At 68.8% G+C, this 16,165-nt stretch carries 10 protein-coding genes; 6 read left to right on the top strand and 4 right to left on the bottom strand.

The window, feature by feature from the left end; translation table 11 throughout:
* The first annotated feature begins 3 nt into the window (after nt 1-3).
* From ACJH6I_RS14245 to ACJH6I_RS14230, 4 genes are read left to right on the top strand one after another with little or no spacing between them, the layout of a single operon-like run.
* On the top strand, nt 4-3,423 hold the full coding sequence (locus ACJH6I_RS14245) for a TM0106 family RecB-like putative nuclease (RefSeq protein ID WP_318986596.1): 3,420 nt from the start codon (nt 4-6) through the stop codon (nt 3,421-3,423).
* Complete coding sequence (locus tag ACJH6I_RS14240; protein ID WP_318986597.1) at nt 3,420-3,935, top strand: hypothetical protein; 516 nt, start codon at nt 3,420-3,422, stop codon at nt 3,933-3,935. Before ACJH6I_RS14245 ends, ACJH6I_RS14240 begins: the two co-directional genes overlap by 4 nt.
* Nucleotides 3,932-5,284 carry an FAD-binding oxidoreductase gene (locus ACJH6I_RS14235; RefSeq protein ID WP_318986598.1) on the top strand — a complete coding sequence of 451 codons (1,353 nt, stop codon included), beginning with the start codon at nt 3,932-3,934 and terminating at the stop codon, nt 5,282-5,284. Before ACJH6I_RS14240 ends, ACJH6I_RS14235 begins: the two co-directional genes overlap by 4 nt.
* A 33-nt stretch (nt 5,285-5,317) precedes the next feature.
* The gene (locus ACJH6I_RS14230) at nt 5,318-5,926 is read left to right on the top strand and encodes a hypothetical protein (RefSeq protein WP_212812604.1); all 609 of its coding nucleotides are present in this window, start codon (nt 5,318-5,320) and stop codon (nt 5,924-5,926) included.
* Between the two features lie 94 nt (nt 5,927-6,020).
* On the opposite strand, the gene ACJH6I_RS14225 is transcribed toward ACJH6I_RS14230, so the two are convergent.
* Nucleotides 6,021-7,772 (bottom strand): MFS transporter, encoded by a 1,752-nt coding sequence (locus ACJH6I_RS14225; protein ID WP_318986609.1) that lies wholly within the window; start codon nt 7,770-7,772, stop codon nt 6,021-6,023.
* A 185-nt stretch (nt 7,773-7,957) separates the two neighbouring features.
* Nucleotides 7,958-9,244, bottom strand: coding sequence for a multidrug effflux MFS transporter (locus ACJH6I_RS14220; RefSeq protein WP_406784232.1), 1,287 nt, complete (start codon nt 9,242-9,244; stop codon nt 7,958-7,960).
* Nucleotides 9,245-9,404: 160 nt separating this feature from the next.
* Here ACJH6I_RS14220 and ACJH6I_RS14215 point away from each other — a divergent pair, with 160 nt between their 5' ends.
* Nucleotides 9,405-10,175 (top strand): hypothetical protein, encoded by a 771-nt coding sequence (locus tag ACJH6I_RS14215; RefSeq protein ID WP_318986599.1) that lies wholly within the window; start codon nt 9,405-9,407, stop codon nt 10,173-10,175.
* Between the two features lie 207 nt (nt 10,176-10,382).
* The gene (locus ACJH6I_RS14210; protein WP_406784239.1) at nt 10,383-14,045 is read left to right on the top strand and encodes a multifunctional oxoglutarate decarboxylase/oxoglutarate dehydrogenase thiamine pyrophosphate-binding subunit/dihydrolipoyllysine-residue succinyltransferase subunit; all 3,663 of its coding nucleotides are present in this window, start codon (nt 10,383-10,385) and stop codon (nt 14,043-14,045) included.
* Here the strand turns inward: ACJH6I_RS14210 and ACJH6I_RS14205 are convergent.
* Together ACJH6I_RS14205 and ACJH6I_RS14200 are read right to left on the bottom strand one after the other, a co-directional pair.
* The gene (locus tag ACJH6I_RS14205) at nt 14,020-15,135 is read right to left on the bottom strand and encodes a DUF692 domain-containing protein (protein WP_318986601.1); all 1,116 of its coding nucleotides are present in this window, start codon (nt 15,133-15,135) and stop codon (nt 14,020-14,022) included. The two genes, ACJH6I_RS14210 and ACJH6I_RS14205, sit on opposite strands and share 26 nt — an antisense overlap.
* Complete coding sequence (locus tag ACJH6I_RS14200; RefSeq protein WP_318986602.1) at nt 15,132-16,043, bottom strand: TIGR04222 domain-containing membrane protein; 912 nt, start codon at nt 16,041-16,043, stop codon at nt 15,132-15,134. Before ACJH6I_RS14200 ends, ACJH6I_RS14205 begins: the two co-directional genes overlap by 4 nt.
* Nucleotides 16,044-16,165: the final 122 nt, after the last annotated feature.

Below are 16,165 nucleotides of genomic sequence, written 5' to 3'. Positions count from 1 at the left end.
GACGTGTTCCTCAGTCCGACCGATCACGCTGCGCCCGTCATCTACAGCGCATCGGATCTCGCGGCCGCGGCGCGCTGCGAGTACGCGCTGCTGCGCCGGTTCGACGGGCTGCTGGGCTGGGGACCGAAGGCCGTCGTGGACGACGACCTGCTGGCCCGCACCGCCGAACTGGGCGACGCGCATGAGCAGCGGCATCTGGAACAGCTGCGGGAGACGTCCGGCGACAACGTCACGATGATCGGCCGGCCGCGGCCGTACACCGTCGCCGGGCTGCTGGCCGCGGCCGAAGCCACCCGCGCTGCCGTCGACCGCCGGGCACCGGTGATCTATCAGGCCGCGATGTTCGACGGCCGTTTCCTGGGATTCGCCGACTTCCTGATCCTGGAGGACGGCCGCTACCGGCTGCGGGACACGAAACTGGCCCGGTCGGTGAAGGTCGAGGCGCTGCTGCAGTTGGCGGCCTACGCCGACGCGCTGACACAGGCCGGCGTGCCGGTGGCCCCCGAGGTGGACCTGGTGCTCGGCGACGGCACCATCGCCAGTTATCCGGTGGCCGAGCTGCTTCCCGTTTACCTGCCGCGGCGCGCGGCGCTGCAGCGGCTGCTCGACGAGCACCGCACCGGTGGAACACCGGTGTCCTGGGAGACGCCCACGCTGCGGGCCTGCCACCAGTGCGAGGACTGCGAAGTCCAAGTCCGCGAGCGGGACGACCTGCTGCTGGTGGCCGGGATGCGGGTGAGCCAGCGGGCCCGGCTGCTCGACGCCGGCATCACCACCATGCACCAGCTGGCCGAGCACAGCGGCGCGGTGCCGGGGCTCTCGTCGCGCATCGTGGCCAATCTCGTCGGGCAGGCGCGGCTGCAGGTCGCGCCGCCGATCGACGACAAGCCGCAGTTCGAGGTCATCGACCCACAGCCACTCACCGCGCTGCCCGAACCCGACCGCGGCGACCTGTTCTTCGACTACGAAGGCGACCCGCTGTGGACCGAGAACGGCCGGGACTGGGGCCTGGAATACCTGTGGGGCACCCTGACCGCGACGGGACAGTTCCACCCGTTGTGGGCGCACGACCGGACCAGTGAACGGCAGGCGCTCATCGATTTCCTGGCGCTGGTACGCAAGCAACGCAAGCGGTACCCGAACATGCACATCTACCACTACGCGGCCTACGAGAAGAGCACGCTGCTGCGGCTGTCCGGGCGCTACGGCGTCGGCGAGGCCGAGGTGGACGAGTTGCTGCGCAGCGGTGTGCTGGTCGACCTGCTGCCGTTGGTGCGCAAGAGTATTCGCGTCGGGACCGAGAGCTACAGCATCAAGTACCTGGAGCCGCTGTACATGGGCGGTGAGCTGCGTGTCGGTGAGGTCACCAAGGCCACCGACTCCATCACGCAGTACGCGCGCTACACCGAACTCGAGGCGGCCGGCGAACACGAGGAAGCCGCGACCGTCCTCAAGGAGATCGAGGACTACAACCACTACGACTGCCGCTCCACGTTGCGGCTGCGCGAGTGGCTGCTCGGCGTGGCATGGGCCGCGGGCATCGCGCCGCGCGGCCCGGCAGTCGGTGGCCCCGCGCAACCGGAGGCGGCCGCGCCGGCCGACGACGCCACTCAGCGTGCGCTGGCGAAGTACGCGGGCGACGGCACCACGGCTCGCTCGGACAAGCAGCAGGCCGTCGCCATGATCGCGGCCGCCCGCGGATACCACCAGCGCGAGGAAAAGCCGTTCTGGTGGGAGCATTTCGACCGGCTCAACAACCCGGTGGACGAATGGGCCGACTGCACAGACGTTTTCGTGTCCACGGCAACCCCGCACGTCGCCGTCGACTGGAACATCCCGCCCAAGGCCCGCAAGCCGCAGCGCCAGGTGTTGCTGCGCGGCGAGATCGCCGCCGGCTCGCTCCGGCCCGGCGCCGAGGTGTTCGCACTCTACGAGCCCCCTTCTCCGGCAGGACTTTCCGACGATCCCGACGTCCGCGCCGCCGGTACCGCCACGGTGGTGGACTGCAACGAGGACGGCACCGAGGTGCTGATCGTGCACCGCACCGGCAAGGACGGCGACGAGTTCGGCCAACTGCCCTTCGCCCTGACGCCGGGTCCGCCGCCGAACACCAAACCGCTGCGGACCTCGATCGAGACGACGGCCGCCGAGCTCGCCGCCGGGTTGCCGTCGCTGCCGCCCAATGCGCCGCTCGACATCCTGCTGCGGTCCGCCCCGCGCACCCGGTCCACCGGCCCGCTCCCCCGCACCGGCGACGCAGCGCGCGATATCGTCGCCGCCCTGCGGGACTTGGACTCGTCGTACCTTGCGGTGCACGGCCCGCCGGGGACCGGAAAGACCTACACCGCCTCGAAGGTCATCGCCGACCTGGTCAACCTCGACCACTGGCGCATCGGCGTCGTGGCGCAGGCGCACGCCGTCGTGGAGAACGTGCTGAGCAGCGTGGTCAAGGCCGGGGTGGACGGCCGGGTCGTCGGCAAGAAGCGTGCCCCCGAGGGCGCACCGTTCAGCGACGTGCCGGACAACCAGTACGCGCGCTTCATCGAGGACAACAACGGCTGCGTGATCGGCGGGACCGCTTGGGATTTCGCCAACGACGGCCGGGTTCCGCGCGGCAGCCTGGATCTGCTCGTCATCGAGGAGGCCGGCCAGTTCAGCCTGGCCAACACCATCGCCGTCGCACCCGCGGCGAGCAATCTGCTGCTGCTCGGCGACCCGCAGCAGCTGCCGCAGGTCAGCCAGGGCACACACCCCGAGCCGGTCGACGAGTCGGCGCTGAGCTGGCTGGTCGAGGGCCGCCACACCCTGCCCTCCGAACGCGGCTATTTCCTCGACGTGTCGTACCGGATGCACCCGGCGGTATGCGCCCCGGTGTCGGCACTGTCCTACGACAACCGGTTGTTGGCGGCCGAAAGTGTCAGCGGCGCACGGCGATTGGCCGGTATCGAACCCGGCGTGCACCTGATGACCGTCGAGCACGAGGGCAATGCGACCGACAGCCCGGAGGAGGCCGAGGCGATCATCACCGCCATCGGCGGACTCGTGGGCAGGCAGTGGACCGACGAGGATGGCACGAAAACCCTTGGCCCCGAAGATGTTCTGATCGTGGCGCCGTACAACGCGCAGGTGGTGCTGCTGCGCGAGCGGATAGACGCGGCGGGCTACGGTGACGTCCAAGTGGGTACCGTCGACAAATTCCAGGGGCGGCAGGCCCCCGTGGTGTTCGTCTCGATGACGGCGTCGTCCATCGCCGAGGTACCCCGCGGCATGGGCTTTCTGCTGAACCGCAACCGGCTCAACGTGGCGATCAGCCGCGCCAAATACGCTGCGTACGTGGTGCGCTCGGCGCTCTTGACCGACTACCTGCCGTCGACGCCGGACGGGATGATCGAACTCGGCGCGTTCCTGTCGGTGACCGCATGACCATGCCGCAGCCGGGCATACCGGTGCCGCCCGTTCACCACGTCTGGACCGCGGGACCGTCCGATCGCCGGCGCTTCACGTGGCTCTCCACCCAGCGAGCCCTGACCCGGTGGCAGCTGTGGTTGATCATCGTCGTCGGCATCGGTTTAGTCTCAGCCGGCGCCGGGTCCATACCGGCGGCCATTGGCATCGCGGTCGTCCTGCTGCTGGTGTTCTTCGGGCTCATCACGGCGATGACCTGGTTCCGCAGCTATCGAGCCTTGGGCCACAACATGTTTCCCGGCGCGCAGTGGGCCTCCGGGTTCAACGACCAGGGGTTCATGCTGGCCACCCCGACCGGCACGGTGACGCTCGACTGGGGTTCGGTCATCGCGATCCGGCCCTCCGCCGCGATGGTGACCCTCCAGACCAAGACCGGCCGCATCGGCATCCCCGCGCCGCTCGTCCCGCCACCTGCTGTCGCATACGCCGCCGACCAGATCGCCCGTCGACGGCCGGTGTCGCGGCCATGACGCTCTTGGATCAGCTGGCATCGATCGTCGGCACCGGGTACGTCACGACCGATCCCGACGTGCTCGCCGGACGCGTCGTCGACCACACCGGGCGCTACCGAGGCCACGCCCAGGCGCTGGTCCGCCCCGGCAGCGAGGACGAAGTTGCCGCAGTGCTGCGTGCGTGCCGCGATGCGGGCGCCTGCGTCACGGTGCAGGGCGGGCGGACGTCACTCGTGGCCGGCACCGTTCCCGAGCACGACGACATCCTGCTCTCCACCGAACGGTTGTCGGCGGTCGGAGCTGTCGACACCGAGGAACGTCGCATCCGGGTCGGCGCCGGAGCGACCTGCGCCGCGGTGCAGCGCGCCGCGACCGCCGCAGGCCTGGTGTTCGGCGTCGACCTCGCGTCCCGCGATTCGGCCACCGTCGGCGGTATGGCGTCGACCAATGCCGGCGGCCTGCGGACCGTGCGCTACGGCAACATGCGCGAACAGATTCTGGGCCTCGAGGTGGCGTTGCCCGACGGCACGCTGGTGCGGCGGCACAGCCAGGTGCGCAGCGACAACACCGGTTACGACCTGACCTCGTTGTTCGTCGGCGCCGAAGGCACGCTCGGGGTCATCACCGGCCTCGACCTACGGCTGCACCCCGTCCCGCCCCATCGGGTGACCGCGGTGGCCGGGTTCGACGACCTCGACGCCCTGATCACCACCGGGCGACGGCTCCGGGACACCGACGGCATCGCGGCACTGGAACTGGTCGACGCACGCGCCAGCGCCCTGACCGCGGAGCACCTCGGTGTGCACGCCGCCGTCGGCGGCGCCTGGCAGCTGCTGGTCGAAATGGCCGGCGAGGCAGACCAAACCGACCTGCTGGCCGACGTGTTGAGCGATGCCGAACTGACGGGTGATCCCGCGGTGGGCGTCGATGCCGGCGCAAGCCAGCGGCTGTGGCAGGTTCGCGAATCCATCGGCGAGGTGCTGGGCTGGTATGGCCCACCACTGAAATTCGATGTGTCGCTGCCACTTTCCTCGGTCGCACGGTTCGCCCGTGCGGCGGTGGCGGTCACCGAAGCGCACGCGCCCGAGGCCATCCCCGTACTGTTCGGCCATATCGGCGAGGGCAACCTGCATCTGAACCTGGTGCGCTGCAACGTCTCCGGCGAAACCGAACGAGCCCTCTACACCGCGATGATGAACCTGATCGCCGACTGCGGCGGCAACGTCAGCTCCGAACACGGCGTCGGCACCCGCAAGCGCGACTACCTGACCATGTCGCGCACCGACGCCGACGTCGCGGCCATGCGCACGGTGAAGGCGGCGTTCGACCCGACCGGGTACCTCAACCCCGCGGTGCTGTTCCGCTGATCCGGTCCCAGAGGCTCCGGTAGCGTCAATATGGTGCGCCGATTCGCCGTGGTTGTTGCTCTCGGACTGCCCCTGCTCGCGATCACCTCAGCACCCGACGGCCACGCCGCCCCAGCCTGCGGCACCACCGATCCGAGCCGCGCGCCCGCGGTCATCACCGGGTTCGACGGCTACGCCGCGGTGCACCTCTGCGACTACGCCGGGCCCAAGCACTACGGCTGGTCGTCGTACCGGTTCAAGACCGCCGGCGGCGTGCACTGCGAGCTGTACGACGGACCGAACTCGTGGCAGTACTACTCCAGCATCACGTGCTGGGGGACGCTGCCGGGCGTACCCGCGGACGTGACCCAGGTGGAAGTCGCGGCCGGCAGCGTGGCGAGTTTCGGCCAGGCCGATGTGAAGCAGAAGGAAACGCAAAACGGTGGCGTGCCCGTCGACCCGGCCAGTTACCGGGAGCTGGCCCCCGGCCAGAAGATCGTCGTCCCCGGTGCCAAAGGCTCGGTCGACGAGAACGACGAAGTGTGCGCGACGGCGGGCGACGGCGCCCTCACCTGTGAAATCCAGAATCCCGGCGAGGCCTGGGGCCAGGACCGGAAGACCCACGGTTTCGTGCTGTCTGCGCAGGGCAGCCGCGTCTACTGAGCACTGCCGGCCGCGACGGTAACGCCACGGCGCAAATGATGGCCGAGAATCGCCCTGCGGTTACGTTCGCGAGCCGGTGCCACCCCGTGCGGCACTACATCGAATGCAAACCGTAGACGCCTGGGTCGTCGGCCTCGTCGTCTTCGCGGTAATGCCGCCCCCGGCGCGGTGCCGAAGGCGCCTCAGCTTTCATGACCTCCGGCCGACGCGGGCTGTGCCAGTGGTCGACGCGCATCGCGATAGGTGAGGTGCGCGGCTCGTCGGCGTCTTCGGACTCGTAAGGCGCGTAGTCCTCGTCGGGTTCGGCGGGCACGTCGTACCAGTCCCACGGGTCGGAATCGTCCACGGCGTCGAACTCGGTGCGGTCGACGGTGTATTCGACGTAGTCGTCGTCATCGGGAAAGTAGTTGGGCTCGGGCGGTTCCGGCACGGAGGTCCGGGGTCGCACCAGCGGCGCCGCCGTCGTCTGACCCCGCAGGAACAGCGCGGCGACGACACCGAACAACGCGACGAACGCCGGCAGCAGCAGCGACTGCGACATCGCGGTGGCGAACGGTTCGTGCAGGAACGGCGGCAGGGTCACCGGTGTGCCTTCGCCGGCGACGGGCCGTCCGCCGGTCGGCATCTCGGCGCTGATCCGGGACGTCATGTAGGCAGCCATGCCGGCGCTGCCGAGTACCGAACCGACCTGCCGCGTCGCGTTGTAGACGCCGGATCCGGCGCCGGCCAGCCGCGGCGGCAGGTTGCGGGTGGCGGTGGCCGCCAAGGGCGACCAGATGAACGCCATGCCGATGCCCATGGCGATGAACGGCAGCACCAGCTGCCACAGCGGGGTATCGGGGGTCAGCCCGAACGACAGCCACGTCAGCCCGATCGCCAGCGCCGAAAAGCCCGATCCGACGATCGGCTGCGGCGGGTAGCGGTCGATGAGCTTGCCCACGAGCGGCGCCAGCATCCCGGACACCACCGCCATGGGCGCGGTGAGCAGAGCCGACTCCGTCGCGCTCAGGCCGAGGACGGCCTGAGCATGGAACATCACCGGCAGGATCATCGCGGTGACGCAGAAGCCGATGGTGGCCACGGCCACGTTGGACAGGCAGAAGTCGTTGTCGTGGAACACCGTGAGCGGGATCAGCGGCTCGTCCGGGTTGACCGACTGCCAGTACACGAAGGCGGCCATGAAGCCCAGACCGGCAAGGATCACCAGCCAGATCCACCAGGCCCAGTCGTGCGTCTGCCCCTCCTGCAGGCCGAACACGATGCCGAACATGCCGACGCCCGACAGCACCACGCCGAGGATGTCGAAGCGGTGCCGTTCGGTCGGCAACTGCGGGACCAGCACCCAGGCCAGCGCCAGGCCGACGATGCCGATCGGCACGTTGACGAAGAAGATCCACTGCCAGCCGAGGTGGTCGACCAGGACGCCACCGGCCAGCGGGCCGACCAGCGTCGCCACCCCGGCCGTGGCACCCCACACGCTCATGGCCGCGCCCCGGCGTTCGGGCGGGAAGATTCGCGTGATCGTGGACAGGGTCTGCGGCGTCAACAGCGCCGCGCCCAGACCCTGCACGACGCGTGCGGCGATCAGCATCCCGATGCTGCCGGACAAACCGCACCACAACGACGCCAGCGTGAACACCGCCAGGCCCGTCAGGTACAAATTGCGCGGCCCGAAGCGGTCACCGAGCCGGCCCGCGACGAGCAGCGGTACCGCATACGCCAGCAGGTAGGCGCTGGTCACCCAGATGACACCGTCGTAGTCGGTGCCGAGCTTCTGCATGATGACGACGTTGGCGACGGCAACGATCGTGGAATCGACCAGGATCATGAAGAAGCCGAACATCATGGCCCAGAGGGCATGCCACGGCCGACTCACTTGCGCAGCACTCACCGACGAACTCCGGCGGAAATCAACGTATGCATGCAGTCGGTATCAAGTCTGGTGGCCGGCCGATGTGCCGGTCTCGACTTCGACGCTACGGACAGTCGCGGATCCGAACAAGTCAGCAGTTCGGCGCCGCGACCACAGACCTAATGGCGGTGGCGTTCGTGTCCCGATTCGCCCTTGTCGCCGACGGCCAGCAGCGCGAACAGGGCGACCACGACGCCCGTCGTCATCACGCCCGCGAGCGCCAACTCACCGTTGCCCAGCGCGCCGACGAGCGGCGCCACTGCCGCGCCGAGCCCGAACTGGGCAGCACCCAGCGCGGCCGCAGCGGTGCCGGCGGCATCCGGGTGACGAGCCAGCGCGACGGCAGGTGTGTTCGGAATCACGAGCCCCATCGCGGCCAGCATCGCCCACACCGGGATCAGGAAACCGGCCAGCCCGCCCACATGCAGTACGGCCAGCGCGACGAACACGAGGCCGAACACCGACGCGGCGATCAGGGCGACCACAGCGATCTTCTGCGGCTCGAACCGGCGCAGTAGCACGACGTTGAACTGCGTGGAACCGATCAGCGCGATGGCACCGGCCGCGAACACCAGGGCGAAGGTCTGCTGATCCAGGCCGTAGCGGCCCTGCAGCACGAAGGCGGCACCCGCGATGTACGCGAATAGGCCCGACATGCCCAGGGCACCGACGAGGACCAGCACCACGAAACGGATATCGCTCAGCACCTCGACGTACGTCCGCAGGATGGCGCGCAGTTGCAGCGGGCGCCGGTCGGCGACGGCGAGGGTCTCGGGCAGGGCCAGCACCGCCACCGCCAGGATCGCGCCGCCCAGCACGGCGAGCGCGGCGAACACCCAGTGCCACGAACCGCGCAGCAGCACGGCCGCGCCCAGCGACGGCGCCAGCACCGGCGCCACGCCCAGGACCAGGATCAACCGCGACATCACGACGGCCGCGACCGACTCTTCGAACAGGTCACTCACGACAGCGACGGCCACCACAGATGCCGCGGCGGCACCTACACCCTGCAGTGCGCGGGCGATGCCCAGCACCTCGATGTTCGGCGCGAACAGGCACAGCAGCGAGGCCGCCATGTGCAGCAGGATGCCGGCGACCAGCGGCCGCCGACGGCCCAGCGCGTCCGACAGCGGACCGACGATCAGCTGGCCGAGGGCCAGGCCGCCCAGCGTCCCGGTCAGCGTCAGCTGCGCGACCGACGACGACAAACCCAGCTCAGAGGCGATGCGGGGCAGCGCCGGCAGGTACATGTCGATGGTCAGCGGGCCGAGTGCGACCAACAGGCCCAGCACCACGATCATCCGGGTACGGCTGGGCGCCGGACGTACCTCCGGGGCCTCGGCGGGCACGCCACTCTCGGTCGCGTCGCCTACCGCTGTCAGATCCACAAGGGGCGATGCTGCCATGAATATGGTTAGCAATGCATACCGGTTTTTTCTTCCCGGCAAATCGGCAGCATTCAGATGTGATCGCCGGCTCAGCTGGTGCCGGGCACTCAGATGGCGCGCCGATCGTTGACCACGCGTTAGCCTGAATTCCTGTGTACGGAGATGGAGAGGCCGGCCGATGAGTGCTCGCTCCAGCATGAAGGGGCAGTTGCCTGTGAAGCATGACGCCCACGCCGAGAACCCTGGCGCTGCCGCCAAGGCGCTCTCGCACATCCTCGAGGGCGGGGCCCGGGTGCAGGCGCCGGCTGTGGCCGCCTACGTGAACCGGCTACGGGAGCACAACCCCGGTGCCACCCCGGCCGAGATCATCACCAAGCTCGAGAAGCACTACATGGCCGCGACCATGGCCAGCGGTGCCGCCGTCGGATCGGCCGCGGCCTTCCCCGGCATCGGCACGCTCGTCGCGATGTCGGCGGTCGCCGGCGAGACCGTGGTGTTCCTCGAAGCGACCGCGGTGTTCGCCCTTGCGGTGGCCGAAGTGCACGGCATCCCGGTCACCGAGCGGGAGCGTCGTCGCGCGCTGGTACTCGCCGTTCTCGTCGGCGATGAAGGCAAGCACGCCATCGGAGACTTGCTCGGCACCGGCCGCACCAGCGGCGCGTGGCTGGCCGACGGCGCGGCGACCGTACCGCTACCGGCTGTCTCGCAATTGAATTCGCGGCTGCTGAAGTTCTTCGTGAAGAAGTACACACTCAAGCGCGGCGCCATCGCCTTCGGCAAGCTGCTGCCGGTGGGCGTCGGCGCGGTGATCGGCGGCGTCGGCAACCGGTTGATGAGCAAGAAGATCATCGAGAACGCCCGCGCGGCGTTCGGGCCCGCCCCCGCACGGTGGCGCCAGACGCTGCTCGTGCTGCCCGAGGCGCGGGATAGCAAACCCTCCGCAGATTGATCCACCAATAGGTGGGCTTCCGCCGTCCGCGGAATCGGCCGACGGGTTAGCCTTAGGCGGCACGGGGGCGGGCGACCGCCAACACAACAGAGGGCGGGTACGCCGGGCTGAGGTCCGGCGCTCGTCGGACAGAAGGAAACGAGGCGAATAGCGGCCGTGAGCACATCACCTTCACCATTCGGTCAGAACGAGTGGCTGGTCGAAGAGATGTATCGCAAATTCCGTGAGGACCCGTCCTCGGTGGACCCGAGTTGGCACGACTTCCTTCGTGACTACAACCCCGAACCCATCACGGACACAACGGATTCCGTAACCGTGGCAACCCCCGCGCCCGCCGCCGCACCCGCGGCTCCGGCGGCCGCGCCGGCTCCCGCCGCGGCCCCTGCCGCTCCGGCTGCCGCGCCTGCCAAGGCCGCCCCTGCCAAGGCTGCCCCCGCCAAGGCCGCCGCCGGACCCGCGCCCGCAGAGGACGCCGAGACGCAGACGCTGCGCGGTGCCGCGGCCGCCGTCGTCAAGAACATGAACGCGTCGCTGGACGTGCCGACCGCCACGAGTGTCCGCGCCATCCCCGCGAAGCTGATGATCGACAACCGCGTCGTCATCAACAACCACCTCAAGCGCACCCGCGGCGGCAAGATCAGCTTCACCCACCTGCTGGGCTACGCGATCGTCCAGGCCGTCAAGCAGTTCCCGAACATGAACCGGTACTTCGCCGAGGTCGACGGCAAGCCGACGGCCGTCACACCGGCGCACACCAACCTCGGTCTGGCCATCGACCTGCAGAACAAGGACGGTTCGCGCCAGCTCGTCGTCGCGGCCATCAAGCGTTGCGAGACAATGCAATTCGGCCAGTTCATCGCCGCGTACGAAGACATCGTCCGGCGCGCCCGCGACGGCAAGCTGACCGCCGAGGACTTCAGCGGCGTCACCATCTCGCTGACCAACCCGGGCACCATCGGCACCGTGCACTCGGTGCCACGCCTGATGCGCGGCCAGGGCGCCATCATCGGCGCCGGCGCCATGGAGTACCCGGCCGAGTTCCAGGGCGCGAGCGAAGAGCGCATCGCCGAGCTCGGCGTCGGCAAGCTCATCACCCTGACGTCGACCTACGACCACCGCATCATCCAGGGCGCCGAGTCCGGTGACTTCCTGCGCACCGTGCACCACCTGCTGCTCGACGACGACTTCTACGACGAGATCTTCCGCGAGCTGGGCATCCCCTACGAGCCGGTGCGCTGGCGCATCGACAACCCGGACTCGATCGCCCACAAGAACGCCCGCATCATCGAGCTGATCGCGGCCTACCGCAACCGCGGTCACCTGATGGCCGACATCGACCCGCTGCGGCTGGACAAGACCCGCTTCCGCAGCCACCCCGACCTCGACGTCAACACCCACGGCCTGACGCTGTGGGACCTGGACCGCGAGTTCAAGGTCGACGGCTTCGCCGGCAAGCAGTTCATGAAGCTGCGCGACGTGCTGTCGGTGCTGCGCGACGCCTACTGCCGCCACGTCGGTGTCGAGTACACCCACATCCTCGAACCCGAGCAGCAGAAGTGGCTGCAGGAGCGCGTCGAGGTCAAGCACGACAAGCCCACGGTCGGCGAGCAGAAGTACATCCTGTCCAAGCTCAACGCCGCCGAGGCCTTCGAGACCTTCCTGCACACCAAATACGTTGGGCAGAAACGCTTCTCGCTGGAAGGCGCGGAGGCCGTCATCCCGATGATGGACGCCGCCATCGACCAGGCGGCCGAACACAACCTCGACGAAGTGGTCATCGGCATGCCGCACCGCGGCCGCCTCAACGTGCTGGCCAACATCGTCGGCAAGCCGTACTCGAAGATCTTCAGCGAATTCGAGGGCAACCTGAACCCGGCGCTGGCGCACGGCTCCGGCGACGTCAAGTACCACCTCGGCGCCACCGGCCACTACCTGCAGATGTTCGGCGACAACGAGATCGACGTGTCGCTGGTCGCCAACCCCAGCCACCTCGAGGCCGTCGACCCGGTTCTGGAGGGCCTGGTCCGTGCCAAGCAGGACCTGCTCGTCGGCGACGAGCACGACGACAGCGACGCCCATGGCCGCTTCTCGATCATGCCGATGATGCTGCACGGCGACGCCGCGTTCGCCGGCCAGGGTGTGGTCGCCGAGACCCTCAACCTGGCGCTGCTCAAGGGCTACCGCACCGGCGGCACCGTCCACATCATCGTGAACAACCAAATCGGATTCACCACGGCGCCAACGGATTCGCGCTCCAGCGAGTACTGCACCGACGTGGCGAAGATGATCGGCGCGCCGATCTTCCACGTCAACGGCGACGACCCCGAGGCCTGCGCCTGGGTGGCCCGCCTCGCCGTCGACTTCCGTGAGGCGTTCAAGAAGGACGTCGTCATCGACATGCTGTGCTACCGCCGCCGCGGTCACAACGAGGGCGACGACCCGTCGATGACCCAGCCGTACATGTACGACGTCATCGACACCAAGCGTGGCGTCCGCAAGACCTACACCGAAGCCCTCATCGGCCGTGGTGACATCTCCATGAAAGAGGCCGAAGACGCCCTGCGCGACTACCAGGGCCAGCTGGAGCGGGTCTTCAACGAGGTCCGCGAGCTCGAGAAGCACGAGCTCGCGCCCAGCGAGTCGGTGGAAACCGACCAGACCATCCCGCAGCGCCTGCTGACGGCGGTCGACAAGTCGCTGCTGGCCCGCATCGGCGACGCGCACCTGGCGGTGCCAGAGGGCTTCAACGTCCACCCGCGCGTCAAGCCGGTGCTGGAGAAGCGCCGCGAGATGGCCTACGAGGGCAAGATCGACTGGGCGTTCGCCGAGCTGCTCGCCCTGGGCTCGATGGTCGCCGAGGGCCGGCTGATCCGGTTCTCCGGACAGGACACGCAGCGCGGCACCTTCACGCAGCGGCACGCGGTGCTCATCGACCGCGTCACCGGCGAGGAGTTCACCCCGCTGCAACTGCTGGCCACCAACACCGACGGCACCCCGACCGGCGGCAAGCTGCTGATCTACAACTCGGCGCTGTCGGAGTTCGCCGCGGTGGGCTTCGAGTACGGCTACTCGGTGGGCAACCCCGACGCCATGGTGTTGTGGGAAGCCCAGTTCGGTGACTTCGTCAACGGCGCGCAGTCGATCATCGACGAGTTCATCAGCTCCGGCGAGGCCAAGTGGGGCCAGCTGTCCGACGTCGTGCTGCTGCTGCCGCACGGCCACGAAGGCCAGGGCCCGGACCACACGTCGGGCCGCATCGAGCGGTTCCTGCAGGTGTGCGCCGAAGGTTCGATGACGGTCGCCATGCCGTCGACCCCGGCCAACTACTTCCACCTGCTGCGCCGGCACGGTCTCGACGGCATCCACCGCCCGCTGATCGTCTTCACCCCGAAGTCCATGCTGCGCAACAAGGCCGCGGTCAGCGACATCAAGGACTTCACCGAGATCAAGTTCCGCTCGGTGCTCGAGGAGCCGACCTACGAAGACGGCGTCGGCGACCGGTCGAAGGTCACCCGGGTGCTGCTCACCAGCGGCAAGCTGTACTACGAGCTGGTGGCGCGCAAAGCCAAGGACAAGCGCGATGACATCGCGATCGTGCGCATCGAGCAGCTGTACCCGCTGCCCAAGCGCCGGCTCAACGCCACGCTGGACCAGTACCCGAACGTGCAGCAGTACTTCTGGGTGCAGGAAGAGCCGGCCAACCAGGGCGCCTGGCCGACCTTCGGCCTGAGCCTGCCCGAATTGCTGCCCGAGAAGCTGACCGGCATCAAGCGCATCTCCCGCCGGGCCATGAGCGCGCCGTCGTCGGGCAGCTCGAAGGTGCACGCCATCGAGCAGCAGGCGATCATCGACGAGGCGTTCGCCCCGTAGCGTCGAACCTGAGCTTGGGTGCGAACTTCCGCCGGAATTTCGCACCCAAGCTCATTTTCGGCTGAGTATGGGCTCGCTTGTGGGCCAATGCAGCGCCGGCCACCGCAACACGGTCGGCATCGAATCCCGCCGGCGGGCCGGACAGCCCCAGCAGTGCCTGCAGCAGCGTGTCCTCGGCATCGGCCAGCGCCCTCCGGGTGAGGTCCGACGGCTCGGCCCCCACTCGACCGGGTCGCCGCTGTGGTCCCGCGGCCCAGGGCCGCACCACGTCATCGCCGACTCGTCCGACAGCCGACCTGATGGCGGCCAACTCCCGAGCCAGCACGCTGGGCGCCGGGTAGGCGCCGTCGCGTTCCAGCATGACGGCGGGCAGCACGGTTCGGCTCGCGAGCTCGGCGAGCAGATCCAGGATCGGCTCGGCGACGTCGGCGGTGTGGGTGTCGTGCCAGATGCCGTCGCGCAAGGCTCCCCCGGCGACGTGCACATAGGCGATCCGATCCAACGGCAACGTGTCGAGCGCAGCGATCGGATCAGCACCGAAGTTGACGGCGGACGTGTACAGGTTGGCCACGTCCAGCAGCAGGAGCGCGCCCGTGCGCTCGATGATCTCGCACAGGAACTGCGCTTCGGTGAACTCGTCGTCGGGCCAGGACACGACGGAGGCCACGTGTTCGAGGGCCAGCGGGACGGCCAACGCGTCCTGAGCGATCCGGACATTGGCCACGACGACGTCGAGCGCGGCACGGCTACGCGGCACCGGCAGGAGATGCCCGGCCTCGCGGTTTCCGGCGCGCACGAAGGCGATGTGCTCGCTCACCAACGGGGCACCCAGGGCCGCCGCACACGCGCCGAGGTGCTCGAGCCGGGCGGGGTCGGGCCGCTCCGCACCGCCCAACGAGAGCGAAATTCCATGTGGCACAACGGGAATTCCGCGACTACGGACCGCCTCCAGCGAAGCCGGCAGGGCGCCGGGCCGGATGCCTTCGGCGATCACCTCCATGAACTCGACACCGGGCAGTCGCTCGATGGTGAGGTCGATCTCGGGCCGCCAGCCGATACCGACGGCAGGCCCGGGAGCTCCGGTGGTCATCCGCCGCACCCGCCGCAGCCGCCACAGCCACCGCCGCCGCATCCCCCACCGCCACCGCCGCAGCTGCTGCCGCTGCCGCAACCGCCGCCGCCCGCGACACCGACGCTGCCGAGCAACGAGGTACGCAGATCGTCGTCGGTCAGCGCGACGAACCCGAGCAGCGCGACGCCGACCACCTGTGCCTGACGGGCCGCATCGGTGCGTCCGGTCTCGGCCGCAGGTTCGGTCAGGGCCACCCCGGACTCATACCGGTTGCGCATGCCCTGCAGGGCGAGTTGCCCTTCGGCGGACGGGCGGTGTGCCGCATCGGCAAGGAACGCGCGCACCAGGACGAGTGTCGACAGACCGGTTGCCACCAGGAAAACGAACAGCAGAAGGACCTTGTGGTGCAGCTCGATGCCGTTGATCAACCGGAGCACACCGACGACCCACACCGCGCACGGCAGCAGCGCACACGCCCGCAGGATGGTGGTCGACCCGCTGTCGAGAAGCAGGCCCCGGGCACGCAACCGCTCACCGATCGCCACGATCCGGGGATGCTTGCGCAGCCGCTTCATCGCCGTCTTCCGGCGGTGCGTGGCGGACACGCCGTCGGCGACGGCAGCGTCCACGTCGTCGATCAGCGTGGCGCCGGCGGCGACGGTGAGCGTGCCGCCGCGGGAAACCAGAAGCCGGTCGCTCAAGGCCAGGTTCGCGATCGCCGTGCTGACGGTACGGCCCGGCCCGCCGGCCAGATATGCAGTCTCATAAGGGTCCAGTAGCGGTCGCGGATTCGGGGCATCGGTTTCCGCAGTTCCCGAGCGCGTCAACACGGCCCGGAAGCCGTACATCAACGCCAGCGCAAGCAGATACGTGACGAGATAGACGCCCAGAAACTGCGGTCCGGTCAGGCCCCACGATGCTGTCATCGGAATCAACTCCCTGCCGTCGGGTCGAAGAAGAGAAGCAATGCAGCGAGCGTCGCGGCAGGGGCGGCGTGCGTCGATGAAAATGGGCCCGCACCGGCCATTTCCTAGCATGATTCACAGGT

The organism is Mycobacterium sp. SMC-13 (assembly GCF_045311035.1).
In the GTDB taxonomy this organism is placed as follows: Bacteria; Actinomycetota; Actinomycetes; order Mycobacteriales; family Mycobacteriaceae; genus Mycobacterium.
This window is presented reverse-complemented; position numbering and strand designations above follow the sequence as displayed.